Source organism: Sphingobium sp. WCS2017Hpa-17 (genome assembly GCF_031843765.1).
In the GTDB taxonomy this organism is placed as follows: Bacteria; Pseudomonadota; Alphaproteobacteria; order Sphingomonadales; family Sphingomonadaceae; genus Sphingobium.
This window is the reverse complement of record NZ_JAVTIV010000001.1, coordinates 109,553-132,224: the sequence shown is the minus strand read 5'-3', so window position 1 is coordinate 132,224 and position 22,672 is coordinate 109,553. Positions and strand designations below refer to the sequence as shown.

At 62.3% G+C, this 22,672-nt stretch carries 27 protein-coding genes; 10 read left to right on the top strand and 17 right to left on the bottom strand.

All coding sequences use genetic code 11. The annotated features are described in order from the left end of the window. The first annotated feature begins 221 nt into the window (after nucleotides 1-221). The 4 genes from RQH62_RS00600 (at nucleotide 222) to RQH62_RS00585 (ending at nucleotide 3,186) form a co-directional block, all read left to right on the top strand. Entirely contained in the window at nucleotides 222-629 is a 408-nt protein-coding gene (locus RQH62_RS00600; RefSeq protein WP_311266809.1) for a hypothetical protein, read from the top strand. Nucleotides 630-905: 276 nt separating this feature from the next. Beyond that, entirely contained in the window at nucleotides 906-1,934 is a 1,029-nt protein-coding gene (locus RQH62_RS00595; protein WP_311266808.1) for a hypothetical protein, read from the top strand. Nucleotides 1,935-2,082: 148 nt separating this feature from the next. Next, nucleotides 2,083-2,457: a hypothetical protein gene (locus tag RQH62_RS00590; protein WP_311266807.1), complete on the top strand. Its 375-nt coding sequence runs from the start codon at nucleotides 2,083-2,085 to the stop codon at nucleotides 2,455-2,457. 66 nt (nucleotides 2,458-2,523) lie between these two features. Then, nucleotides 2,524-3,186 carry a 5'-methylthioadenosine/S-adenosylhomocysteine nucleosidase gene (locus RQH62_RS00585; RefSeq protein WP_311266806.1) on the top strand — a complete coding sequence of 221 codons (663 nt, stop codon included), beginning with the start codon at nucleotides 2,524-2,526 and terminating at the stop codon, nucleotides 3,184-3,186. Here the strand turns inward: RQH62_RS00585 and RQH62_RS00580 are convergent. From RQH62_RS00580 to petA, 5 genes are all read right to left on the bottom strand, one after another. Further along, on the bottom strand, nucleotides 3,141-4,064 hold the full coding sequence (locus RQH62_RS00580; protein ID WP_311266805.1) for an endonuclease/exonuclease/phosphatase family protein: 924 nt from the start codon (nucleotides 4,062-4,064) through the stop codon (nucleotides 3,141-3,143). The genes RQH62_RS00585 and RQH62_RS00580 overlap by 46 nt on opposite strands. A 167-nt stretch (nucleotides 4,065-4,231) precedes the next feature. Then, the gene (locus RQH62_RS00575; RefSeq protein WP_311266804.1) at nucleotides 4,232-4,768 is read right to left on the bottom strand and encodes an adenine phosphoribosyltransferase; all 537 of its coding nucleotides are present in this window, start codon (nucleotides 4,766-4,768) and stop codon (nucleotides 4,232-4,234) included. A gap of 92 nt (nucleotides 4,769-4,860) precedes the next feature. Next, nucleotides 4,861-5,712, bottom strand: coding sequence for a cytochrome c1 (locus tag RQH62_RS00570; RefSeq protein WP_311266803.1), 852 nt, complete (start codon nucleotides 5,710-5,712; stop codon nucleotides 4,861-4,863). Nucleotides 5,713-5,726: 14 nt separating this feature from the next. Beyond that, nucleotides 5,727-7,019, bottom strand: coding sequence for a cytochrome b/b6 (locus tag RQH62_RS00565; protein ID WP_311266802.1), 1,293 nt, complete (start codon nucleotides 7,017-7,019; stop codon nucleotides 5,727-5,729). An 11-nt stretch (nucleotides 7,020-7,030) separates the two neighbouring features. After that, nucleotides 7,031-7,597 carry a ubiquinol-cytochrome c reductase iron-sulfur subunit gene (gene petA / locus RQH62_RS00560; RefSeq protein ID WP_311266801.1) on the bottom strand — a complete coding sequence of 189 codons (567 nt, stop codon included), beginning with the start codon at nucleotides 7,595-7,597 and terminating at the stop codon, nucleotides 7,031-7,033. Nucleotides 7,598-7,803: 206 nt separating this feature from the next. On the opposite strand from petA, the gene RQH62_RS00555 reads away from it, so the two are divergent. From RQH62_RS00555 to RQH62_RS00545, 3 genes are read left to right on the top strand one after another with little or no spacing between them, the layout of a single operon-like run. Then, nucleotides 7,804-8,262, top strand: coding sequence for a tRNA (cytidine(34)-2'-O)-methyltransferase (locus RQH62_RS00555; protein ID WP_405053497.1), 459 nt, complete (start codon nucleotides 7,804-7,806; stop codon nucleotides 8,260-8,262). Further along, the gene (hemF, locus tag RQH62_RS00550) at nucleotides 8,259-9,152 is read left to right on the top strand and encodes an oxygen-dependent coproporphyrinogen oxidase (protein WP_311266799.1); all 894 of its coding nucleotides are present in this window, start codon (nucleotides 8,259-8,261) and stop codon (nucleotides 9,150-9,152) included. The genes RQH62_RS00555 and hemF overlap by 4 nt, the downstream gene beginning before the upstream one ends. Beyond that, nucleotides 9,152-9,742, top strand: a complete 591-nt coding sequence (locus tag RQH62_RS00545) for a GNAT family N-acetyltransferase (RefSeq protein ID WP_311266798.1) — start codon at nucleotides 9,152-9,154, stop codon at nucleotides 9,740-9,742. The genes hemF and RQH62_RS00545 overlap by 1 nt, the downstream gene beginning before the upstream one ends. Nucleotides 9,743-9,746: 4 nt before the next feature. Here the strand turns inward: RQH62_RS00545 and RQH62_RS00540 are convergent, their stop codons facing one another. Continuing rightward, entirely contained in the window at nucleotides 9,747-10,562 is an 816-nt protein-coding gene (locus RQH62_RS00540; protein WP_311266797.1) for a hypothetical protein, read from the bottom strand. Between the two features lie 81 nt (nucleotides 10,563-10,643). On the opposite strand from RQH62_RS00540, the gene lipB reads away from it, so the two are divergent. The 3 genes from lipB (at nucleotide 10,644) to RQH62_RS00525 (ending at nucleotide 12,481) form a co-directional block, all read left to right on the top strand. Continuing rightward, entirely contained in the window at nucleotides 10,644-11,354 is a 711-nt protein-coding gene (gene lipB / locus RQH62_RS00535) for a lipoyl(octanoyl) transferase LipB (protein ID WP_311266796.1), read from the top strand. Between the two features lie 59 nt (nucleotides 11,355-11,413). Beyond that, complete coding sequence (locus RQH62_RS00530) at nucleotides 11,414-11,701, top strand: hypothetical protein (RefSeq protein ID WP_311266795.1); 288 nt, start codon at nucleotides 11,414-11,416, stop codon at nucleotides 11,699-11,701. 87 nt (nucleotides 11,702-11,788) lie between these two features. Then, entirely contained in the window at nucleotides 11,789-12,481 is a 693-nt protein-coding gene (locus tag RQH62_RS00525; RefSeq protein WP_311266794.1) for a hypothetical protein, read from the top strand. 6 nt (nucleotides 12,482-12,487) lie between these two features. On the opposite strand, the gene queE is transcribed toward RQH62_RS00525, so the two are convergent. The 11 genes from queE to RQH62_RS00470 all read right to left on the bottom strand — a co-directional run bounded on the left by queE (nucleotide 12,488) and on the right by RQH62_RS00470 (nucleotide 22,669). Then, nucleotides 12,488-13,135, bottom strand: a complete 648-nt coding sequence (queE, locus tag RQH62_RS00520) for a 7-carboxy-7-deazaguanine synthase (RefSeq protein WP_311266793.1) — start codon at nucleotides 13,133-13,135, stop codon at nucleotides 12,488-12,490. Between the two features lie 13 nt (nucleotides 13,136-13,148). Further along, nucleotides 13,149-13,841 (bottom strand): 7-cyano-7-deazaguanine synthase QueC, encoded by a 693-nt coding sequence (gene queC / locus RQH62_RS00515; RefSeq protein WP_311266792.1) that lies wholly within the window; start codon nucleotides 13,839-13,841, stop codon nucleotides 13,149-13,151. Between the two features lie 59 nt (nucleotides 13,842-13,900). Next, nucleotides 13,901-14,275 carry a hypothetical protein gene (locus tag RQH62_RS00510; RefSeq protein WP_311266791.1) on the bottom strand — a complete coding sequence of 125 codons (375 nt, stop codon included), beginning with the start codon at nucleotides 14,273-14,275 and terminating at the stop codon, nucleotides 13,901-13,903. Nucleotides 14,276-14,466: 191 nt separating this feature from the next. Next, nucleotides 14,467-15,372: an Hsp33 family molecular chaperone HslO gene (locus RQH62_RS00505; RefSeq protein ID WP_311266790.1), complete on the bottom strand. Its 906-nt coding sequence runs from the start codon at nucleotides 15,370-15,372 to the stop codon at nucleotides 14,467-14,469. Nucleotides 15,373-15,495: 123 nt separating this feature from the next. Next, nucleotides 15,496-16,422 carry an ornithine carbamoyltransferase gene (gene argF, locus RQH62_RS00500; protein WP_311266789.1) on the bottom strand — a complete coding sequence of 309 codons (927 nt, stop codon included), beginning with the start codon at nucleotides 16,420-16,422 and terminating at the stop codon, nucleotides 15,496-15,498. A 101-nt stretch (nucleotides 16,423-16,523) separates the two neighbouring features. After that, nucleotides 16,524-17,720: an aspartate aminotransferase family protein gene (locus tag RQH62_RS00495; RefSeq protein ID WP_311266788.1), complete on the bottom strand. Its 1,197-nt coding sequence runs from the start codon at nucleotides 17,718-17,720 to the stop codon at nucleotides 16,524-16,526. A gap of 152 nt (nucleotides 17,721-17,872) precedes the next feature. Beyond that, a complete protein-coding gene (fliS, locus tag RQH62_RS00490) occupies nucleotides 17,873-18,271 on the bottom strand; it encodes a flagellar protein FliS (protein ID WP_311266787.1) in 399 nt (132 codons plus the stop codon). Between the two features lie 27 nt (nucleotides 18,272-18,298). Next, nucleotides 18,299-19,690 carry a flagellar filament capping protein FliD gene (gene fliD / locus RQH62_RS00485; RefSeq protein ID WP_311266786.1) on the bottom strand — a complete coding sequence of 464 codons (1,392 nt, stop codon included), beginning with the start codon at nucleotides 19,688-19,690 and terminating at the stop codon, nucleotides 18,299-18,301. A 168-nt stretch (nucleotides 19,691-19,858) separates the two neighbouring features. Beyond that, entirely contained in the window at nucleotides 19,859-20,320 is a 462-nt protein-coding gene (locus RQH62_RS00480) for a hypothetical protein (RefSeq protein WP_311266785.1), read from the bottom strand. 34 nt (nucleotides 20,321-20,354) lie between these two features. Then, complete coding sequence (locus RQH62_RS00475) at nucleotides 20,355-21,527, bottom strand: glycosyltransferase family 87 protein (RefSeq protein ID WP_311266784.1); 1,173 nt, start codon at nucleotides 21,525-21,527, stop codon at nucleotides 20,355-20,357. A gap of 5 nt (nucleotides 21,528-21,532) precedes the next feature. Beyond that, complete coding sequence (locus RQH62_RS00470) at nucleotides 21,533-22,669, bottom strand: flagellar type III secretion system protein FlhB (RefSeq protein ID WP_311266783.1); 1,137 nt, start codon at nucleotides 22,667-22,669, stop codon at nucleotides 21,533-21,535. Nucleotides 22,670-22,672: the final 3 nt, after the last annotated feature.

The window sequence follows — 22,672 nt, the reverse complement described above, 5'->3', positions numbered from 1 at the left end:
CTTTCAGGCAGGCATAATGAAGACCGGCAGGCAACGTCGAATGCCTCGCTCATCGGCTTTCCGGCCTTTCCCGTGCTGAAACTGCCCTTCGGGAGACGCTGACCAAGTTGCTCATGCGCGTCCATAAAATCGGCGGTGACAAACTGACCAAGCCGCGCGAGGAGCACTGGCACTTACAGCTTGTAATGCCCGGACCAGACATGCTGTTCTGACATCTGGGGGTGTCGATGTTCAATTTTCTAAACCTGTTCGGCCATCGCGAAATCGACAAATGGCGAGACGATTATGTTCTCGTCGCAGCGGCCGCCTTGAACCAGTTGGCTGCCGATATGATCGCAGAATCTGACAAGCTTGTTCTGGGCACGACCCTCAAAGAAGGTCTGTTCGGTCAGGAAAAATTCATTGCCGAACACATCGCACCACTGGTGCGTAACAGGGCCGAACCAGTGATCACAGACCTGCTGGATCGCGCAAATCACGCCTTGATGGTCATACAATCTGGCACGAACAACCTTCTGGAGATCAAGGATCAGGCGGAGCATTCGATGGCTGGCAAGATGTGGCCGTGGCGGCCGGCCCATTGGCAGGCGGCGTCGCAGTCGCTGCCGCTATACCGTCCATGGCTGTGACGACATCGACGACCTTTTCGGGCTTGTCTCTACTACCATCATCAGCTGGCCCGTTGTCGTCGGCGGTGGCGCCATAGCAGGTATCGCCATTGCCACTGGCGCACTCAACACAGGCAAGATCCGTGATAAGGCACAATCTAGGCTTCGAAGGAAAGTTCGCGACTATGTGATCGCAACGCTCATCAACGGAAATTCGAAGCAACCAGCAATTCGTGAACAGATTGCACAAGCGTTCGATCGCGCGTGCTCCCAGGCGAAGAAACTGAAATGACAATAATGGCGATCGGTGAAATCCTCCTTCGGGAGGTGCCAGAGACTTTGCTGGCCGGGGTTCAGACTGGCGAGTTCCGGATCTATGGTTCGATCATCAGATCGGTCCAAACCGGTAGGATTGCAGGTCATTTACAGGAGACATCCGGCCTCACGAGCCTCGCCAGCCAATTACTGACGTCGCCCGCCACGCTTCCTCTTCAAGGCGTTGGGCTGGGGGTAGATCTGCTGGGTCACGCTGCAAACTATGTGCAGAATGAGCAAATCAAAACTGCGATCGGCGTTCTGCACAACCTGCAACTGGGCAACGCGGCGTTGGACGCAGCAGGTATCGGTGTGTCTATAGCTGGCTTTGCCGTGCTCTCCGCTAAAATCGACAGGGTCGAAACCAAGCTCGACAGTCTTTCTCAACGGGTCGACGCGATTGGCCGTGCTGTGGAACATATGCTCCGGGAAAAAATTGCTGATGATTTCATTCGCCTGCGCACCGCCACCGAGCAGATGGATGAAGGCTGGCATCTGTCGGATGCTTCCCAGCATTGGCGCCATGTCGCAAACGAAGCCCATGCTCTGGTGAATATTTTCGAGCGGCGAATCTATCAGATGCTGGATGACGATAGAAGCGACACTCAGGCCGTCGAGCCGATGCAGGAAGCGATGGCAATGGCGATCGCGATGCGCGTGTCCGCCCGACTAGCCGCCGGAGACGACGTCGCAGCAAGATATGCGGCAGGCGAAGGCGCGAAGGCCCTTGCAAAGCTTGGAGGACGCTTCGGCGTGGCAGACAACGCCCTCAAAAGGATGCAAGCCTCTTCGATCGAAGTGGGCACAAGCGCATGGGGAGAGGCGCTTGAAAGGACGACGGACGAGTTGCGTCCACTGTTCAATACCATCCGTTCTCGCGAGACATCCGCTATATCGACCATCCTCACGCTTGAGGAATTGGAAAGGCAGGGGATCGAAGGCCGTCGCTGGCTCGAGACGGCTCGGAATGAGGAAACGTCCCCAATCCTGTGCCTGCTCCCTACAAAATGATGGATGATAAGGCGTCCGCGTCGATGGGCATTAGGGCCGAGTTTCGTTTCTATCAAAAGGCAATATTTACATAGTCTTACATCGCCCAGTAACCCACAGTGGTCGTCTGGTTCAATATGAACCCAAATGACCACGCGAATCGAGAATTATGGGGCAAATCACCCTGATTTGCCTGCATTTCGATACAGAAAACCGCAGTTTTACGTGGATAGCTGGTGTTGACATCGCAGGGGTCGCAAGTTCAATCCTTGCCACGCCCACCATGACAAAGCCCGTCGCTTCTGTTGAAGCGGCGGGCTTTCTCTTTTCTGGCGTTATCAAAACCCGATCAATGCGTGGCGACCTTACCCTCGCCCAATTTCCGGCAAGCTTCGCGCTTGGCCGAAAGCGCGCGTTCGACCTTAGCCCAGGCGACGATGTCGGCGGCGGTAATGGTCTCGTCATCGAAAGAACGGACGGGGAGAGAAATCAGAACGGACATGGGCAAGATCAACTCACGGGACAAACACAGGCTCGACTATAGCCTGCGCCAATGTCACGGGGGTGTCCTGAACATTACAGACTGGCAATGCGTCGGATCGGAACGGGAATGGCGATAGCGTGCGAGACGATCGGCGGACAGCGGGTGCTGTTCGTCATGGCGGTGGACGCCGAATATGGCCCGCACCTGCGCGCACGCTTCACGCCGCTGCTGACCGGCGTGGGGCCGGTGGAAGCGGCCCTGGTTACGGGCATGGCGCTGCAGGAATTGGAGCGCCAGCAGGCGTTGCCGGATCTGGTCGTCTGCCTGGGCTCGGCCGGATCGCGTACCTGCCCGCTGGGCAAAATTTTCCAGATCGCCAGCGTGTCGTGGCGCGACATGGACGCCTCACGCCTGGGCTTTACCAAAGGCGTGACGCCGCTCATCGATCACCCGGTCAATGTCCCGCTGGTGACGCCGCTTGCCCTGCCCTCTGTTCGGCTATCGACCGGTGCCAATGTGGTGGGTGGCGAGGAATATGCTGCGATCGACGCGGACATGGTCGATATGGAGACATTCGCTGTGGCACGGGCGTGCGAACGGTTCGAGGTGCCGCTGATGGGGCTGCGCGGCGTATCCGATGGTCCCGGCGAGCTGGAGCATATCCATGGCTGGATGGAATTGCTGGGCCTGATCGACGAACGTCTGGCGCAGGTCGTCGACCTGTTGCCTGATGCGCTAAATCGTCAGCAGCCGCCTGTCATGGCGGCACTGCGCGGCCAGGACAGCTGATAGGTCACCAGAAAGCCGTCATGGTCGGACAATTCGGGACCGCTGGGGCTGCCGTCGAACATGGCCTCGACGCGGATCGGGCGGACCGAAACCGTGTCGCCCGGCCAGAAAAATTGCAGATCCTGGGTATCCATCCACGGTTCGTCGCCGTCCCATGACATGCGCACGTCGCAACCCGATTCAGGATCGGCGCAGACGCGATGGACCAGATTGAGCGACTGGTAGCGAGAGAAATTCTCCCACCGATCTTCCGAATGGCGCATGTTGAAGTCGCCGCCGAAGATCAGCGGATAGGCGTCCTCATGGCTGCGGTCGATAAAGGCGGAGGCTTCAAGCGACTGGCGATCATGAGCGGCGAGATTGCGGTGCGCCGGCGCGCGGGATGCGCCACGGCTGTTCATATGCGTGTCGTATATGTCGATCGGCGTCGGCACGCCGGGAATGGCGATGCGCGCCAGCATGATCCCCTTATTGGCAAGGCAGTCAATCCCCGCGCAGGAGCGGCGACCATAAGCGTGCATGTCGACATGGACGATCGGATAGCGCGAGGCGATGGCAAGGCCGCTGCCGGTGAAGTGCAGGCCAAGCTCGCCGCGCTTGATGTGGGATCGGCCGGGAAGCGATTCCTTCGTCACGCCTTCCGCACGGGTGGTACGACGCGGGCCGGTGACGATGGCGGGATAGCCGGTGGCGGCGATCGCCTGCTTGGCAGCGCCGCTGAACATTTCCTGGAACAGGACGATATCGGGCGCCCGCCCCTCCGCACGCAGGGCGGCCAGTCGCTCGCCTATGGCGCGCAAGGACGGCGCACGGCCCGAGCGGGCGGGCCAGCCCAGACCCTCGATATTATAGGTGAGGACCGTCAGGGTCGTGGTCACCCGCTCTTGGTCATGTGCAACGAGAACGGGCGGAGTTGCCTCTACGCAACTTAGGGCATTGCGGGGAAGCGGTGTGGCGCAACCGGTCGTGAGTAGGGCCAACGCCAGCGCCGTGCCCCGCATGCCGCTGATCCATCGCTGTAGCGCCGACATAAGCTTTGCCCGGCCTATTCGCCCTCGAAGACGATCAGCGCCTGCGACACGACGCCATCGGCCTCCAGTGCGGCCTTGCCGCCCAGATCGGGCAGGTCGACCGCGAACAGCGCCATGAGGACGCTCGCCCCTTGCTCGCGCAACAGTTGTGCAGCGGCCAGCGCGGTGCCGCCGGTGGCGATCAAATCATCGACAAGGATGACGCGCGCGCCCTGCGGCACCTGCCCCTCATGCAGTTCCAGACGGTCGGTACCGTATTCCAGCACATAGTCGATGCCCACGACCTTGCCGGGCAGCTTGCCCTTCTTCCGCACCGGCACGAAGCCCTTGCCCAGCGCATGGGCCAGCGCCGCGCCGAGGATAAAGCCCCGCGCCTCGATCCCGACGATCAGGTCGGCGTCCAGCGGCCGGGCGACATTCACCAGCCGGGCGACCAGTTCGGCAAAGCCGGGACCGTCGGCCAGCAGCGTGGTCACGTCGCGGAACATGATACCCGGCTTGGGGAAGTCGGGGATGGCGCGGATCAGGGCTGTCAGGCTGTCGATGCTCATGGGGCCTCCATAGAGAAAGGGCGCGGCCCCCTCAAGGAACCGCGCCCGTTCTCTATGAAATATGGTATTTTGTCTCAGCAGCCTGCCAGAGTTCAGGTCGCCGCCTTTTTCTTGTCCGCCCAGATATTCTGATAGGACATATAGGCCAGACCCGTGGCGATCAGCAGGAAGATGATCGTCGCCAGACCCGCACGGTGGCGGTTTTCCAGCTTCGGTTCGGCAGTCCAGGTGAGGAAGGCCGACACGTCCTGCGCCATCTGGTCCACCGTCGCCTTTGTGCCGTCACCATAGGTCACCTGACCTTCGGCCGACAGCGGCGGCGCCATGGCGAGGTTCAGGTTGGCGAAATAGGGGTTGTAGTGCAGCCCCTCCGGCGTCTTGGCGTCCGGGAACTCCTTGAGCAGTTCAGCCGGCTGTTCCTGGAAGCCCGTCAGCAGCGAATAGACATAGGCGCTGCCATGATGGCGGGCCTTGGTCATCAGCGACAGGTCTGGCGGGATCGCATTATTGTTCGCCGCCGCCGCCGCGACATTGTTCGCGAAGGGCTTGGGGAAGTGATCGGCCGGGACCGGATCGCGGGTTGAGGCTTCGCCGGTGGCGGGATCGACCGATGGAGTCTTGATCGCCCACTGCTTGGCAATCGCTTTCACTTCCGCCTCATTATAGCCCAGCGCTTCAAGGTCGCGGAAAGCAACGAACTTCAGGCTGTGGCAGGCCGAGCAGACTTCCTTGAACACCTGGAAGCCGCGCTGCAACTGCGCCTTGTCATATTTGCCGAAGGGGCCGTCGAACGAGAAAGCGACATGCTTGGGCGGCAGATGGAACTCATGCTCCACCGTGGCCGCCGGCGGCTCGGTCACGTAGGAATAAGCACCCACGAGGAAGGAAATGAACAGCCAGCCGGCGAAGAAGAGGCCGACGAGAAATGCGCCAATGCGAACCATATCTGTCTACCCTCTTATTCGGCCGGAACCGCGGCGGCTTCGCCGTCGGTCTTGCCATATTTCGCCAGCACGGACTCGGTGATCGAACCGGGCAGCGGCAGCGGCTTTTCAAAGCGCGCGATCAGCGGAAGGATGATGAGGAAGTGGGCGAAATAATAAGCCGCCGCGATCTGCGAGATCATCACAAAGGGTTCTGCCGCAGGGGCCCCGCCGCAATAGCCCAGCACCGCCACGTCACCGAGCAGGATCCACCAGAATTTCCGGAAGGTCGGGCGATAACGGCCCGAACGCACCGGCGAAGTGTCCAGCCAGGGCAGGAAGAAGAGCAGCAGGATCGACGCGAACATCGCCAGCACGCCCAGCAGCTTTGCGGGAATGAAGAAGAAGTCCACGGTGAAGGCGCGCAGGATCGCGTAGAAGGGCCAGAAATACCATTCCGGCACGATATGCGCAGGCGTCGAAAGCGGGTTCGCCTCGATATAATTGTCGGGGTGGCCCAGGAAGTTGGGCGCGAAGAACAGCAGGATCGAGAAGGCGATTAAGAAGACGCCTGCGCCGAAGCCATCCTTGGCGGTATAATAGGGATGGAAGGGCACGGTATCCTGCGGCCCCTTCACTTCCACGCCGGTCGGGTTCGAGGAACCGGGAATATGCAGCGCCCAGATATGCAGGATGATGACGCCCGCAATCACGAAGGGCAGCAGGAAGTGGAGCGAGAAGAAGCGGTTCAGCGAAGCGTTGCCGGGGGCAAAACCGCCGAGCAGCCAGGTCTGGATCGGCTCACCCACGACTGGGATCGCGCCGAACAGGCCGGTGATGACCTTCGCGCCCCAGTAGGACATCTGCCCCCAAGGCAGGACATAGCCCATGAAGGCAGTCGCCATCATCAGCAGGAAAATGACGAGGCCGAGCAGCCACACCATTTCGCGCGGCGCCTTGTAGCTACCGAAATAGAGGCCGCGGAAGATGTGGAGATAGACCACGATGAAGAAGAAGCTGGCGCCGTTGGCATGAGCATAGCGCATCAGCCAGCCCGCATTCACGTCGCGCATCGTCTGTTCGACGGTGCCGAAGGCGACCAGGTCATTGGCGCCATAATGCATCGCCATGACGACGCCGGTGACGATCTGGATCACCAGCGCGAGGCCGGCGAGGACACCGAAGTTCCAGAAATAGTTAAGGTTGCGCGGGACCGGATAGCCGGCACCGACCGCGTTGTAGACGAGACGCGGCAGCGGCAGCTTCTCGTCGACCCACTGCATCACAGGATGCTTGGGGGTATATTGCTCAGCCCAAGGAAAGCTCATGTCGGTCCCCCTCAACCCACGAGAATGGCGGTGTCGGAAGTGAAGCTATACTTCGGCACTTCCAGGTTCTTGGGGGCAGGCCCCTTACGGATGCGAGCGGCCGTGTCGTAGGACGAACCGTGGCAGGGGCAGAAATAGCCGCCAAACTCGCCGCGATTCTCGCCTTCACCCGCGCCCAGCGGCACGCAGCCCAGATGGGTGCAGACACCCATCGTCACCAGCCACTGCTTCTTGCCGTCGACGGTCCGCTCTTCCAGCGTCTGCGGGTCGCGCAGGGTGGAAGGATCGACCTTGTCGGCTTCGGCGATTTCCTTCGGCGTCAGCTGGCGCACGAACAGCGGCTGACTGCGGAAAGTGGTCTTGATCGCCTGGCCCGGCTGGATCGCCGAAAGATCGACTTCGGTCGACGCGAGCGCCAGCACGTCTGCGCTGGGATTCATCTGGTCGACGAGAGGGAGGACTACGGCGACTGCGCCTACGCCAGCAAAGCTGACGGCAGCGATGTTGATGAAATCCCGGCGGCGTACGCCATCTTCGCCGGATGGACCCGTACCGTCTATCTGTTCAACGCTCGCCATGCACCTCTACCCTTGCAAGACTTCCCTGTCACACCGGAATGCCGTTACCGGCGCTGATTATCAAGGGTTTTGGGCACTCGACCAAGGGTCGACCCGCCTCCCCCCGGCGTGGTTCGAGGGGCGTGATAACCGCACTGCGCCCGCTTTGCCAGCCGCAATATCACCTAGTCTGTTGCAAATGCTCTTGATCGACTATGGCGCACCCCATGCGTATCGCCCTTTACCAGCCGGAGATTGCCGGCAATGTCGGCGCCATCCTGCGCCTTGCCGCCTGTTTCCAGGTGCCGGTCGACATCATCATGCCCACCGGATTCGCCTTTTCCGACGCCCGCCTGAAACGCGCGGCGATGGACTATGGGGAATCGGCCGAAGTTACGCGCCATGCCAATTTCACCGCCTTCGATGCGGATCGGCGCGCGCAGGGCCGCCGCCTGCTGCTGATGAGCGCCCATGCCTCGCAGAAATTGCCGGAGGTGCAGTTTCAGCCCGACGACGTACTGCTGATGGGATCGGAAAGCGCCGGCGTGCCGACCGACGTGCGCGATCTGGCCGATATCCGCATCCGCATCCCGATGGCACCCGGTTTTCGATCCTTGAACATCGCCGTGTCCACAGGCATCGCCGTTGCAGAAGCCCTACGCCAGACCGGAAAGTTTCCCGAATGACCGACAGCAACCCTGTGCCCGCCGTGCCTTTCCCGCTCGATGCCCGGCAACAGGCTGCACGCAACTGGTTCGAATCGCTGCGGGACCGGATCTGCGCCGAGTTCGAGGCGATCGAGCGGGAAGCGGGAAGCGATGCGCGCTTCCACTTCACGGCCTGGGATCGCGAAGCCGAAGGACAGGCCCCCGGCGAGGGCGGTGGCGGCGTCCGCGGCGTGATGAAGGGCAAGGTGTTCGAAAAGGTCGGCGTCAACGTCTCCACCGTGGGCGGCGAATTTGCTCCCGGCTTTGCCCAGACCATTCATGGCGCGGGCGACAATCCCGCTTTCTTCGCTACCGGGATCAGCCTGGTCGCGCATATGGCCAATCCGCATGTGCCCGCCGTGCATATGAACACCCGCTATCTGGTGACGACCAAGAGCTGGTTCGGCGGCGGCGCGGATCTCAACCCGCCTTTGCCGCGCGAGGACGATACGGCGCATTTCCATGATGTGCTCAAAGCCGCCTGCGATGCCCATGATCCGGACCATTATCCTCGTTTCAAGGCATGGGCGGACGACTATTTCTTCATCCCCCATCGCAATGTGCATCGCGGTGTCGGCGGCATCTTCTACGATCATCTGGAATGTGCCGACAACGATACCGCGTTCGACGCGAATTTCGCCTTCACCCGCGCGGTCGGCGACGCTTTCCTGAACGCCTTCCCGCCGATCGTGCGGCGACGCATGGACGAATCGTGGAGCGATGAGGATTATCGCACCATGTTGGAATGGCGTGGTCGCTATGCCGAATTCAATCTCGTCCATGATCGCGGCACCTTGTTCGGCCTCAAGACCGGCGGCAACATCGACGCGATTCTGATGAGCCTGCCGCCGATGGCGAGCTGGAACTGATGCCCTTCATTCCGGTCGAACCGGGCATGGTGGCGACGGTTGTCACGCATCTGGAAATGCTGGAACGGCCCAAGCCCGCGCCGATCCCGCCCGCACCGCTGCGATTGGCCCCTTGGAAACAGCCGGACCTTCGCGCCTATCGCACCCTGTTCCGCCGGGTGGGGACGCCATGGCTATGGTTTTCACGGCTGGTGATGGCCGATTCGGATCTTGCCGCGATCCTGCATGACCCGGCCGTGGAGGTCTATGCGATCACCGATCCGCGCGGGACCGAAGTCGGCTTGCTGGAACTGGATTTCCGATCGCTGCCCAATTGCGAGTTGAGTTTCTTTGGGCTGGTGCCGGAACTGAATGGCAAGGGCCTGGGTCGCTGGCTGATGGCGCAGGCCAAGTCGCTCGCGTGGCGCAAGGGCGTGGAACGTTTCTGGGTCCACACCTGCACGCTCGACAGCCCGGCGGCGCTGGGCTTCTATATCCGGTCGGGCTTTACGCCCTATGGGCGCGAAATCGAAACCTTTGCCGATCCGCGACTGGCCGGCATACTCCCGCCCGAGGCGGCACCACATATGCCACTTCTGGACGTGCGATAGGCGTTCAGCTGAAAATGTCCGACATATCCTGCGGCTGGGCCTGCCGATAGAGGCGTGCCAGCATGACCAGCATATAGACCTGGGCGATGCTGGACACCGCAGCGCCGGCCAGACCACCGGCCAGGCGCGCAGCATCCGCCCCGCCGGCCAGACCAGCCAGCGATCCGATGATCGCCTGCGCTGCCGATCCGGCGATGGTGGACAACAGCATGACGATGATGAGGAAACCGAACAGGCGCCAGAAATAGCCCTGCGTTAGCGCCCATGCCTGTCGCAGCGAATCCATCACGCCCAATCGCGTGTCGATCACCACCGGGTTGAGCAGCACGAGCCGGATGCTGGCGAAAAAGACGATGCCCGCCAGACCGAAGCCCAGCAGCAGGCCAGCCGCAGCGGCCAGTTGCTTGGAGGCCAGCGAGAAGACCACGCCCACCAACGCCGCCGCCACGAAAATGCCAGCCACGGCGCCGACCACGACCAATGCCGTGCCGATCAGCACCGGCAGGCGCGCGAAGCTGAGGCGCAATGCCTCCCCCACGCTGATGCCGGGACGCAACGCCAGCGCGAACAAGGCAAGCGCCCCGAACCAGATGAGGATGATGGTCAGCAGCATTGCCAACCCGAAGCCCGGCGGCATCGCCGGAATCGCATCCGGCTTGGGCTGGGCGAACCAGGCCTGCAATTCGGGCGGCATCATTTCCTGGAGGATGAGGCCGGGGAGCGCGACGAACAACAGCGCCACCGGAAAGAGCAGGGTCGCTTCGCGCGCGACGAAGGCCACCGCCTCCTCCCACGCCTTGCCGATCGACATTGTCGCCATATCTATGCTGCCTGCCCTATCATGCTGGAAATGCGGCGCGAGACTTGATCGCTCGGCCAGTCCAAGTCAAGGAAGCGCCCTATGTCCGATGTTTCTTCCGATCTTCCGCCGCCCTTTCCCACCTCCGTCGAATGGCGGGTCGATCCCGGTCTGGTCGACTATCCGGGCGCGCTGGCGGAAATGGAGGCACGCGCAGCCGCGATGTACGAAGGCGATGCGCAGGAACGGGTCTGGCTGCTGGAACATCCGCCGCTCTACACCGCCGGCACCAGCGCCGATCCGACCGAACTGCTGGATCCGCGCTTCCCGGTGCATGATGCCGGGCGCGGCGGTCGCTATACCTATCACGGTCCGGGGCAACGGATCGGCTATCTCAACATCGACCTGCGCGAACGGGGCAAGGACGTCCGCAATTTCGTGCATCATCTGGAAGGCTGGATGATCGCGGCGCTGGGCGACCTTGGCATCGCAGCCCGTCGCGCAGAGGGGCGGATTGGCATCTGGACCGACGACCCGCAAGGGCGGGAGGCCAAGATCGGCGCATTGGGCATCCGCGTGCGGCGCTGGGTGACGCTCCACGGCTTTGCGATCAACGTCGATCCCGACCTGTCCCATTTCGGAGGCATCGTGCCGTGCGGCATCAGCGAATTTCCGGTCACCAGCATCGCGGCGCTCAACGGCAACGCGTCGATGGCGGCGTTGGATATAGCGCTCAAAGCGCATTTTCCTGCCTTCCTCGGCAACCTTAAGCGTTGCGGCACGGGGGTTGAGGAATGTGACACAGGCCGTTAGGTTTGCGACTTTCGCCGGGCGGGGGAATTGCCGGGCACCCATCATTTAAGGAAACCCGGATGCGTTTTGCCGCAAAGACGTTCTTTACCCTGACCCTGATCGCCGCGATCCTGCCGCTGGCGGCGTGCGGCGGCAAGGAAGAAGGCGGCAACAAGGTCCAGATGAAGGATATGGAAGTGGTGGACGGTACCGCGACCGATGCCATGACCGATCTGGACGGCGTACAGAGCGAAGGCACTGCCGTTGCCCTGCCCGGCAACAACAGCGCGGACGCCAGCAGCGCGCCAGCCAAGCCCGCCCCGGAAAAAGCGCCGGCCGAAGAAGCGGAAGTCCTGTCCGACCAGTAGGACTGGCGCGATCGTTCAGGGTTGATACAAGGGACCGGACAGAATGAGGGCGGCATTTATAGCGCCCTTCCAGAGAGGCAATAATCCATGACTTCGCGTTTCCCGTTGCGCCGTGCGATCGCCGGTCTGACCCTGACGGTCGCGCCGATGCTGGCACAACCCGCATCGGCCCAATTCTTCTGGTCGCCGCCCGACATGAGCGCGCCGCCGCTAACCGATGCGGCCGCCGCGACCGCGCTCGGCCTGCCGGGCGCCACACCCGCGGAGATCAAGGCCGGCCTCGCCTGGAATGTGCGCGCCGCGCTCAATGTCGCGGCGCTGCAATGCCAGTTCGAGCCGACTCTGCTGTCGACCAGCAATTACAACGCCATGATCGCCCATCATGACGCAGAACTGGATGTGGCCCAGGCCGCGCTGCTCGGCTATTTCCAGCGCACTGTCGGCAAGGGCAAGGCAGGCCAGTCAGCGTCCGACATGTATAATACCCGCATCTATTCGAGCTATTCGACGGTTCAGGCACAGAAGGGCTTCTGTCAGACGACCGCGGAAGTCGGCCGGCAGGCCATCTTCGCCGATCGCGGCACGCTCAATGAAGTGGGTCGCGTCGGATTGGGGCCGATCAAAAAGTCGCTCATCGCCGCAGGGGAGCAATATTATGGCACGCCGGGCTATGACTATAGCGTGACCCTGCCATCCTTCGATCCCAAATGCTGGAAGAAGGGCGTATTGCTACCAGTCTGCCACCAGGCATGGAATGACAAGACCGGCGTAACGCCCTGATCCCGCTCAGCGCAGGCCCAGATATTTATGGGCCTGCACGGTCAGCCGCCATTGTGGCCGGTCCATGACCAGAGCGATGGCTGCGCGAGCGTTGTCGGCGGCATGGGGATCATCCAGCGGCTGGAGCAGATGATGGTCGAACGCCCATTGCTCCATCGCCGCCAACTCGGCCAGATCATGCCCGCCATCGGGCTGCGGCCAGACCAGCTTCAATTCGTTGCCGGACTGCTGCACCACATCGCTACCTGCCTTGGGGCTGATGCAGATCCAGTCGATGCCGGGGTGCGCGGCGATGGTCCCATTGCTCTCGATCGCGATGGTGAAGCCCCGTGCATGCAGCGCATCGACCAGGGGATCATCGACCTGAAGCATCGGCTCCCCGCCGGTCAGCACGATATAATGACCCGCAACGCCCTCACCCCAAAAGGCGAGCGCGGCGTCGGCCAGCGCGGCGGCATCGGCGAATTTGCCGCCACCAAGCCCATCCGTTCCTACGAAATCGGTGTCGCAAAAGCGACACACGGCATCGCGTCTGTCCTGTTCCCGGCCACTCCACAGGTTGCAGCCGGCAAAACGCAGAAACACTGCACGCCGTCCCGCCTGAACGCCTTCCCCTTGCAGGGTCAGGAACATTTCCTTGACCGCATAAGCCATCGCCATCCGCCTTTCAGGGCCTGGCGGCGTAAATGGTGGGATCGGGCAGGCCAGCTTCCTCATAGCCCTTCGACCGCAGACGGCAACTGTCGCACAGGCCGCAATGCTTGTTGTCGGGCGTAGGGTCGTAGCAGGACCAACTGATGCCGGCGTCCAAGCCCAGCCGATGGGCCTCGCGGGCAATGTCCGCCTTGCTCATATATTGGAGCGGTGTCTGAATACGGATCGGATGCCCCTCCACCCCGGCCTTGGTCGCGAGCGTCGCCATCTTCTGGAACGCGTCGATGAATTCCGGCCGGCAGTCGGGATAACCCGAATAGTCGAGCGCGTTCACGCCGATGAAGATGTCACTGGCACCTGCCACCTCGGCCAGCCCCAGCGTCAGCGACAGGAAAATGGTGTTGCGTGCCGGCACATAGGTAACCGGAATCTCTTCCCCGACGCCGCCCTTTGGCACGGCAATATCTGCGGTCAGCGCCGACCCGCCGAAAGCGGTCAAATCCAGCGGCAGGACGATATGCCGAATGGCATTGAGCGATTCGGCGATGCGCGCAGCGGCGCGCAGTTCAACGCGGTGACGCTGATTATAGTCGATCGACAGTGCAAAGATGCGATAGCCAGCCTCACGCGCAAGTCCGCCCGCAACCATGGAGTCGAGCCCGCCAGACAGCAGGACGACAGCGAATTTTCCTTCATTGGCAACCATGGCCCCGCGCTACGCCTCGTTGCGCCGCAGTGCAAGTATGGGTCGCCCCGCGCGGCAAGTCATGAACAGTCGCCGATCCGCCGACCTTCGGCCGCGAAAGCGAAGGGCGCGCCGTCGGCAACCCCCTGCGAACGAATCTGCACAAGGCGGGTGGTTTCGACCCGCAGATCGGTGCGACCATTGCCGGCCGCCGCGCAATCATAGGTCACCGTAACGGCATGGGCGCTGTCACTTACGGTGAAGCTGCGGCACAAGGTGCGGCCATGCTGGACCTGAAGCAGCTGGCGCAGGTCGCTGACGCAGAGCTTGCGCGTCTCCGCGCCTTCGCCGCGTCCGCGCAATTCCCATTCCCCGGTTTCCAAAGCTTGCAGCGCCTGGGGTGCCGACAAGCCCGCCGCAGCAACGTCAGCGCCTGGCGCTGACACTATCGCCATACTCATCGCAAGCACGCCGAGCGCGTGCCATCCCGCCCTCTTCATGATCCCGCCCGATCCCGTTACCGGTTGCAAAATGTTTCCGAGCGCCAATCGCTCACCCTACGCCATGCCGGCTAATTGCGGCATTTTCATAGCGCAGGCGGCGAAAACTGCCCCAATTACAAATATCGTTAGCGAAACGATTGCCTTCAATGAGCAGCAAAACTGTCCAGCGCCAGCGGGAAGAGGCGCGAACAGAAAGCGCAGTCCACGCCGATAATGCCCTTCTCATCCGCCATCTCCGCGCGCTCGCTGGCCGGGAAACGACCGATCACATCGCGAATATGGCCAAGGTCGCAGCGACAGCCCTTCGCGAGCGGCGCCGCTTCTGAGACTCGCACCTCATCCTCCTCATGGAACAGGCGCCAGAGGATATCGGTCAGCGGCAGCGCATCATCGGTCAGTTCTTCCGCCTTCAGTGTCTGGGCCAGCGCCTGAACATGTTCCCATTCGGGATGATCGTGGCGCACATGCAGGCGTTCGCGCCCGACCTCCCCCTCTGGCAGATGCTGGAGCAGCAGGCCCGCGGCGATGCAGCCCGCACCGGCATCATGGCGCGTATCGATCTGGATGATGCTGGGGATCTGTTCGGACTGGAAAAAATAATGCTCGGCAGCCTGGGCCAGCGACTGTCCCTCCAGCGGAACGATGCCCTGATAGCGTTCACCGGATATGGCCTGGTCGAAGGTAATCGCCAGATAACCCTTGCCGAACAGACCGAACAGGGTCGGGTCCGCACCCTGCTCCGCCAGCCGATCCGCATCGAACTTCACATAGCCACGCAGGGCACCATCCTTATAATCGGCGACCAGCAGGCTGACGACGCCATTATCGGTCTGCGCTTGCAGCGTCAGTTGGCCATTGGCCTGCTTGAGCGTGCTGCCCAGCAACGCCGCCAGCACCAGCGCAGAGGCAAGCAACCGCTCGATCGCAGGCGGATAGGCATGGGCGGCAAGCACCTGATCCAGCACCGGCCCGAGGCGCACAAGACGGCCGCGCGCATGGCGCGAAGGGATGGTGAAGCCCAGGGCTTGGTCGATATGGGGACTGGTCACGCTATTTCCTTCCGATCCCTTCACCCCGAAAGCCGCGAGGGCCCGCCCTTCGCTCTTCAGCGCAGGACAGGCCCCGACGATTTCGTGGGCGAACGGGAAATTTCGCCCGAATATAAGGTCCGCTTACAGCTTTCCAAGCGCCCAGAGCAGAACCGACTTCTGCGCATGGATGCGGTTTTCCGCTTCGTCCCAGATCAGCGATTGCGGGCCGTCGATCACCGCCTCGACTACTTCCTCGCCGCGATGAGCGGGCAGACAGTGGAGGAATTTGGCATCGGGCTTGGCACCGGCCATCAGGTCTGGCGTCACCTGATAAGGCATCATCGCCGCCAGCTTTGCCTCGGCATGCGCCTGCCCCATGGAAATCCAGGTGTCGGTGACGATCACGTCGGCACCCGCCACCGCTTGTGCCGCATCGCGGGTGAGCGTGATGGTCGACCCGGCCGCCTGCGCCGCCGCTGCAAAGGACGGATCGGGATCATAGCCCTCGGGAATGCCCATGCGCACGTCGAACTTGAGCAGCCCCGCCGCCTCCACGATCGAATGGAGGACATTATTGCCATCACCCAGCCACGCCCACTGGCTACCGGGCAGCGCCAGCCCATGCTCGACCACAGTCAGCAGGTCAGCGACGATCTGGCAGGGATGCGACAGGTCGGTCAGCCCATTGATGACCGGGACGCTGGCATAGTCGGCCATCTCCTCGATCTTGGCATGATCGTCGGTGCGGATCATGATGGCATCGCACATGCGGCTGAGCACGCGTGCCGTGTCGGCAATGGTTTCGCCGCGACCGATCTGGCTGGTCGCGCCCTCCAGAATCAGCGATGTGCCACCCAGTTGGCGAATCGCCATGTCGAAGCTGACGCGGGTACGGGTGCTGTTCTTTTCGAAGATCATCGCCAGCGTATGGCCGGCCAGCGGTGCGTCAGCGTCCACCCAACCCTTGGGCTTGCCCTGACGCGCGGCCTTCCGGTCAATGGCGTCGGCGATCATCGCGGCAATCGCGTCGCCGCCCGCATCGGTGAGATTCAGGAAATGCTTGGTCATATCATTACCCCCACAGCCGTTCGGGCTGAGCCTGTCGAAGCCCGCTTCTTCGTTTGAAGAGAACGGCCCTTCGACAAGCTCAGGGCGAACGGAGGTTGGTTTTAAGCCGCCTTGGCTTCGGCGAAGGTCCGCGCGCCGGCGGAGATCTTCTCGATGCACTCGGCGATGTGGCTTTCCTCGATGACGAGGGGCGGCAGGATGCGCAGCACATTCTGGCCGGCCGACACGGCCAGCAGGCCATGATGGTCGCGCAGATGGCCGACAAAGGCGCGCGCATCATAGGCGTCCTTCATCTTGACGCCCAGCATCAGGCCCATGCCACGCACATCCTCAAACATGTCGTCATGATTGGGGATGAGTTGCTCCAGCGCCGACCGCAGACGTGCGCCCATAGCCATCACCTGATCCAGGAACCCTTCTGCCAGCACTTCTTCCAGTACGGTGATGCCGACCGCCATGGCAAGCGGATTGCCGCCATAGGTGGACCCATGGGTGCCGAACACCATGCCCTTGGCCGCTTCCTCGGTGGCGAGGCAGGCGCCGAGCGGGAAGCCCGCGCCGATGCCCTTGGCCACGGCCATGACGTCTGGCGTAATGCCATATTGCTCATGCGCGAAGAAGGTGCCGGTCCGGGCATAGCCGCACTGCACTTCGTCCAGGATCAGCAGCAGGCCATGTTCGTCGCATGCCTTGCGCAACCCCTTGAGGAAGTCCTGCGTCGCCGGCGTCACGCCACCTTCGCCCTGCACCGGCTCCAGCAGGAATCCGGCGGTGTTGTCGTCGATCGCCGCCAGCGCCGCGTCGAGATCGTTGAAGGGCACGACCTGAAAACCGGGCAACAACGGTTCGAAGCCATCGCGCATCTTGGGCTGGCTGGTGGCCGAAATGGTGCCCAGCGTGCGGCCGTGGAAGGCGTTGTCGAAGCTGATGATCTTGTGCCGATGCGCTTGCCCATTGGCGAAGTGATAGCGGCGCGCGGTCTTGATCGCGCACTCGACCGCTTCCGCACCCGAATTGGTGAAGAAGACAGTATCGGCAAAGCTGTTATCGACCAGCTTCTGCGCGAATTGCTCCCCCAACGGCGATCCGTAGAGGTTGGAGATGTGCATCAGCGTCGCGGCCTGATCGGCGATAGTCTGCACCAGTTTCGGATGGCCGTGACCAAGCAGATTGACCGCAATGCCGCTGGCGAAGTCGAGATAGCGCTCGCCGCGCTCCCCGATCAGATAGCAGCCCTCGCCTCGCACCGGACGAACATCGCACCGGGGGTAAACGGGCATGAGCGGCGTAATCGACATGAGCCTTCCCTTTCTGGGTGATGGTGCGCGTCCTGTGCGCATTGGTAGAACGCAAAAAGGCGGCCCCCGCCGGGCCGCCCTTCGCGAGCACCGCCTATACAAGCGGCATGTTGGGGGCGCAACCCCGCCCGGACGGGCGCTCTCGCTCTGCCTTAGCGGCCGATCTGGTTCCAGGCTTCGGCGATTTCGGCGATGATGTCGCGGGCCTGCTCGACCGGCTCAGCCGAGCGGTCCTTGGCGCCTACCAGCAGCAGGCGGCGGGCTTCGCGATAGATTTGAGCCAGGCCGACCGAAATGTCGCCCCCCTTGTCGAAGTCCAGGCTCGATTCAAGCGCGAAGAGGATCGACATGGCACGGGCCTGCTTGTCCGATACCTTCATGCGGTCGCCCTGCCGTTCGGCCAGCGCTGCCGCTTCAAGCGCCAGCAGCAACTCGTCGAACAGGATCTTGACCAATGCGTGCGGCGTCGCACCTTCGGTGCGGCTGCCCGAATGGACCGCTGCGTAACGGCGTGCCGCGCTGGCGCCTGCATAACCCTGATTATAAAACATCGTCTGCTTCCGTCCCCGATTGACTGATTAACTGTCGCTGTTGTTCCAGACCTCGATCTGCTGTTCGAGGTAGCTTTGTGTCGCCTTGAGCGCGGACAAACGCGTCTCCATGGCCGCGTAGACCTTGGTCAGATGCTCCTCATAATTGGCCATCTTCTCGTCCAGATCTTCGAGCTGCTTGGTAAAATCCTCGGCCAGCGCATCATAGCGCGTCTGGGCCGTCTTGAGCGGGCCGTCGCTCCGTTCGATATTGTCGCGCACTGAATCCATCAGCGCCGACAGGCCCTGGTTCGACGCGGTCGACACTTTCGGATTGACCATGTTGGTAACGCCTTCCGGGTCCGCTTCCATCGCGGCGGCCAGGCGGGTGGTGTCCAGGCTCAGCGTGCCGTCGCGGTTGGTCGAAACACCGATATCGGCCAGCGTCTTGTAGGTGCCGGTCGATGCCAGCTGGGTCGAGGTGATGCCGGACAGCTGGCGCTTCATGTCACGCACGCCCGCGACCCCGTTCAGCACACCGGAGCTGGACGAGTCCGCCCCGGTCGCCGTCGCCGTATTCAGCGCCTTCATCAACGTATTATAGGCGTCGACAAATTCCTTGAGCAGGTCGGACAGGCCGGCCGTGGGCTGGCTCATCGACAGGGTCACGCTGGTGCCGGGCGATGCCTTGTTGAGGTCGATCCGCAGATAAGGGATCGCATCATCAATCGTGTTGCTGGCATATTCATAAGCGACGCCGTCGAGCGTGACCTTGGCATTCTGCGCCGTGGACGAGCTCGTGAAGTTCATGCTCCCCAGGATGCTGCTGCTGTCATCAGCATTCGCGCTGATCGTGAAATCATTGGCTGCGCCGGTCTCGCCCTTGAACACCAGACGGGTACCCTGCGTGTCCGTGACGACGCGGGCGGTGACGCCGGTATTGGCGGCATTGATCGCCGATGCCAGGCCAGCAAATGTGTTGTTGGTCGAATCCAGCGTGATGGTGGTCGCTTCGCCGGCCGCATTGGTGATGGTGAAGCTGCCCGTACCGATCACGGTGCTGCCCGTCGAACCGCTGGACGCGGCAGAGGAATAGACGCGGGCGGTCGCGAGTTGCTCGACCGTCAACTGGGCCGGCAGGCCGCTGGGAGTACCACCGCTCAGCATCGTCACCGACGCAATGCTGGTGTCGTTGGACGCAGCAGTACCGGTATAGGCCGCGCCGGACAGCACCTCGGTCAGCGCGTCGGCGAATGTATCCAGCGAGCTGATGGCGGAAGCCAGGGCAGAAATACGCGAGCTGTTCAGCGTCTGCTGATTGGTGATCGCGGTTTGCTTGGGCTCACGGGTCGCGCTGACCAGACTGGACACCAACGCCGAAGTGTCGATGCCCGACCCTGCGTTGAGCGCGGTCAAAATGCTGCTGCCTACCGTGGTCATGCGCTTTCCTTTCAGGGGGATAGAACGGCAGTAGCGACAAGATCTTTAGGAAAGATTTTCGTGGCGGGGCTGGGTCGGGTTGAGCCGCCATCATCGGCTCCGAGACAGGAAAAGGCATGAGCCGCACGGAACGGATCATGCCTTTTCAAACCGGTAGCGCGGTGAATGTCAGTTGGTGGAAATTGCCACCTGTTCGACGGTGCCGCGTGAAATCTGGGCATGCGCCGCATGGGAGTAGGACGCCCGTTCGACAATGCGCTTGGCCAGCACTGCGGCATGTTCGACCGCCTCCTTGCTGGCGGGGGGCAACGGAACCAGCACCATCGGGCGCGGAATCATCGCCTGGATTGCCCCGGCGGCATCGTCCACGCTGCCTACGCCGGACTGGAGATCGGCAAGTATGTCCGCGATGCGGGCGTGAACCTCGACATATTCGGCAACGCTGGCCAGATCGTCGTCGATCGTGACGGTATCGGCCTGTGCGGTGGCAGGTTGCTGGATACTGTCGCGCACGGCCGTCTGCGCAGAACGACTGGCCGCCACAGACTGCACGGTCTGGACGGGAGAAGGCGCACGCGACACCGTCCGGTCCACCGGCGGCAGTTTGGTCCTAGATACATAGTCGTTCATGACGCACCACCAGAATGCATCCCCACAACAGGCATTACGTCCAGCTGCGGTTAAACTTTAATGGAGAAGCAGAATTTTTTTCAGCCAAGGTCAGATACAGGGCAATGGCGATCGGGATGAGACCCGGACCGGGCAAACCAACCATACCGCCAACCAGCTGGAACAGCGGTAGAAAATAGACCAGAATCGGCATCACTCGCCCCTGTCCGGCAGCCAGCAGCAGCACCGCTATCGCCGCGAAGGACAGGGTGTCGTAGGACAGCATATAGGGCGTGGCCGACATGGCGCAGGCAAGGAAGAGGAGATTCGCCGACAGGTCGGTTGCGACCGGGCGGTGGCGAAAATGCAGCCAGACGAGCATGGCAGCAAGGATGGCAAGCGCCATCTGAAGCCCGCTCGCCCAAGGCACGGCCATCCCCATGACGCGCAGGTTCATGAACAAGGTCGCCATGAACGGACCGGCCAGATGATCCGGATCGCTGAGCACCAGTGACTGGTTGGCAATGCCGGTCTGGATGTAGATGCGCCAGATATCGACGCCCCAGAGCAGGGCGACGAGCGCGACCAGTGTCAGGCTAGACAGGGTCGCAGCGATGAAGGCCCGCCAGTTGCGCGTTGCGATGAATAGAATCGGCAGAAGCAAAGCGAGTTGCGGCTTGACCAGCAACAGGCCCACCAACCCGCCGGCCAGCCAAGGTCGCTCCTCACGCCAGCGTAGGACCATCAGGATGATCGCGGCGGCAAACAGCGCGAACTGGCCGGACATGATGCCAAGCAGCGCGGCGGGCGAGGCCAGCAGCAGGGCAAGCGGCCGATAATCGCGCATCCATAGCCGGAGCGAAGCAGCGAAGCAGGCAGCCCCGATCAGGGTCCACAGCGCCAGTGCTGGGAGATAGGGCATCAGGCCAAAGGGCGCGCCCACCAGCAGTGCGACCGGCGGATAGGACCAGAGCTGGCCCGGATAGCCCTCCCCCACGATCGGCCCCAACGCGGCGAGATAGGTGTCCATGTCGTAGTAGCGTTCCGGACCGGTTTCCCAAGCCGCGCGGCCGTACATCCAGATATTGAGGAAGTCCCGACCCACCACCAACGATGTACCATCGCGCGGGATACCATGCCCGGTCGTCAGGGTAAGCAGATAGGCAGGGACGAAGACCAGCAGCAGCAGGCCGGCCCCGACCCACAATAGGCGCAGTCGATCGACCATCGCCGCTATTGCTTCTGTCCGTTCGCGTCGAAGCGCATGTCTTCGGGGACGGTGATGAAGGGACGGTCCATTTCCGTGGCCATTTTGTTTTCGACCCGGAAGACGAAGGCCAGCACGGTGGCCACCGCCATGAAGAGCCCTTCATTGACGATCTGCCCGGCGCGCGAGGTGAAGTAGATGGCACGGGCGAGGTCGGGATATTGAAGGACCGCAACGCCATTTTCATCCGCCAGTTCGCGGATCGATGCGGCGATCGCATCGCAGCCGCGTGCGACCACGACCGGCGCGGCATCAACGCCGGGCTTGTAGCGCAGGGCAACGGCGAAGTGGGTGGGGTTGGTGATGATGACGCTGGCTTCGGCCACAGCCTGTCGAGTGGAGCCGTTCAATACCTCGAACTGGCGGCGACGGATTTGCCCCTTGAGTTCGGGCGACCCTTCGCTTTCCTTATGTTCGTCCTTGATTTCCTGCTTGCTCATGCCGAGCCGCTTGGCGCGCTGCATGATCTGCGCGGGCACGTCGATGCCCGCGATCAGGAACAGGCCGCCCGCCATGACGAGGCAGGTCAGGATGAAGATATTGCCCAGATCAGCCATGGCGGGCGCAACGCCCATCTTGCCGAGCGCCGTGATTTCCGTCAGCCGGTCCCAGATCAGCCAGACGCCGATGCTGCCGAGCAGGCCCACCTTGGCCATCGACTTGACCAGTTCGATAAGGCCCTGCGTGCCGAAAATCTTCTTGATGCCGGCGGCCGGATTCATCTTCGACGCCTTGGGCGCGAAGGCGCCGGGACGGAAGCCGAGCGAGCCGAGCAAGGCCGGCGCGGCGATCGCAGCGATGAACGTGGCCAGCATGACGCCGGCGGCCGGAACAGCGACCGCACCAAGCAGTTCAGCACCGCGCGCGGCAGGCGAGAAGTCGACAATATCCTCGCGCCGGAAACGCAGCGCATCGGCCAGCATGTCCGCCAGCGCATCGATCAGGGAAGGCCCGGTGATCGCCAGCCAGGCGATGCCGGCCATGACCACCAGCGCCGTACCCAGTTCGCGCGACTGGAGGATGTCGCCCTTCTTGGCGGCATCATTCAGTTTTTTCTGTGTCGGCTTTTCGGTCTTTTCGCCGCCGCCGGGACTGTCCGCCATGGC

What these genes read in the sequence shown, in the direction of transcription:
- RQH62_RS00495 (WP_311266788.1), bottom strand. Translation starts at nt 17,720, where the DNA reads ATGTCGATTACGCCGCTCATGCCCGTTTACCCCCGGTGCGATGTTCGT.
- RQH62_RS00475 (WP_311266784.1), bottom strand. Translation starts at nt 21,527, where the DNA reads ATGGTCGATCGACTGCGCCTATTGTGGGTCGGGGCCGGCCTGCTGCTG.
- RQH62_RS00585 (WP_311266806.1), top strand. Translation starts at nt 2,524, where the DNA reads ATGGCGATAGCGTGCGAGACGATCGGCGGACAGCGGGTGCTGTTCGTC.
- RQH62_RS00470 (WP_311266783.1), bottom strand. Translation starts at nt 22,669, where the DNA reads ATGGCGGACAGTCCCGGCGGCGGCGAAAAGACCGAAAAGCCGACACAG.
- RQH62_RS00590 (WP_311266807.1), top strand. Translation starts at nt 2,083, where the DNA reads ATGGGGCAAATCACCCTGATTTGCCTGCATTTCGATACAGAAAACCGC.
- queE (WP_311266793.1), bottom strand. Translation starts at nt 13,135, where the DNA reads ATGGCTTATGCGGTCAAGGAAATGTTCCTGACCCTGCAAGGGGAAGGC.
- fliD (WP_311266786.1), bottom strand. Translation starts at nt 19,690, where the DNA reads ATGACCACGGTAGGCAGCAGCATTTTGACCGCGCTCAACGCAGGGTCG.
- RQH62_RS00530 (WP_311266795.1), top strand. Translation starts at nt 11,414, where the DNA reads ATGCGTTTTGCCGCAAAGACGTTCTTTACCCTGACCCTGATCGCCGCG.
- petA (WP_311266801.1), bottom strand. Translation starts at nt 7,597, where the DNA reads ATGGCGAGCGTTGAACAGATAGACGGTACGGGTCCATCCGGCGAAGAT.
- argF (WP_311266789.1), bottom strand. Translation starts at nt 16,422, where the DNA reads ATGACCAAGCATTTCCTGAATCTCACCGATGCGGGCGGCGACGCGATT.
- lipB (WP_311266796.1), top strand. Translation starts at nt 10,644, where the DNA reads ATGTCCGATGTTTCTTCCGATCTTCCGCCGCCCTTTCCCACCTCCGTC.
- fliS (WP_311266787.1), bottom strand. Translation starts at nt 18,271, where the DNA reads ATGTTTTATAATCAGGGTTATGCAGGCGCCAGCGCGGCACGCCGTTAC.
- RQH62_RS00545 (WP_311266798.1), top strand. Translation starts at nt 9,152, where the DNA reads ATGCCCTTCATTCCGGTCGAACCGGGCATGGTGGCGACGGTTGTCACG.
- RQH62_RS00595 (WP_311266808.1), top strand. Translation starts at nt 906, where the DNA reads ATGGCGATCGGTGAAATCCTCCTTCGGGAGGTGCCAGAGACTTTGCTG.
- RQH62_RS00575 (WP_311266804.1), bottom strand. Translation starts at nt 4,768, where the DNA reads ATGAGCATCGACAGCCTGACAGCCCTGATCCGCGCCATCCCCGACTTC.
- RQH62_RS00525 (WP_311266794.1), top strand. Translation starts at nt 11,789, where the DNA reads ATGACTTCGCGTTTCCCGTTGCGCCGTGCGATCGCCGGTCTGACCCTG.
- RQH62_RS00565 (WP_311266802.1), bottom strand. Translation starts at nt 7,019, where the DNA reads ATGAGCTTTCCTTGGGCTGAGCAATATACCCCCAAGCATCCTGTGATG.
- RQH62_RS00540 (WP_311266797.1), bottom strand. Translation starts at nt 10,562, where the DNA reads ATGGCGACAATGTCGATCGGCAAGGCGTGGGAGGAGGCGGTGGCCTTC.
- queC (WP_311266792.1), bottom strand. Translation starts at nt 13,841, where the DNA reads ATGGTTGCCAATGAAGGAAAATTCGCTGTCGTCCTGCTGTCTGGCGGG.
- RQH62_RS00570 (WP_311266803.1), bottom strand. Translation starts at nt 5,712, where the DNA reads ATGGTTCGCATTGGCGCATTTCTCGTCGGCCTCTTCTTCGCCGGCTGG.
- RQH62_RS00555 (WP_405053497.1), top strand. Translation starts at nt 7,804, where the DNA reads ATGCGTATCGCCCTTTACCAGCCGGAGATTGCCGGCAATGTCGGCGCC.
- RQH62_RS00480 (WP_311266785.1), bottom strand. Translation starts at nt 20,320, where the DNA reads ATGAACGACTATGTATCTAGGACCAAACTGCCGCCGGTGGACCGGACG.
- RQH62_RS00510 (WP_311266791.1), bottom strand. Translation starts at nt 14,275, where the DNA reads ATGGCGATAGTGTCAGCGCCAGGCGCTGACGTTGCTGCGGCGGGCTTG.
- hemF (WP_311266799.1), top strand. Translation starts at nt 8,259, where the DNA reads ATGACCGACAGCAACCCTGTGCCCGCCGTGCCTTTCCCGCTCGATGCC.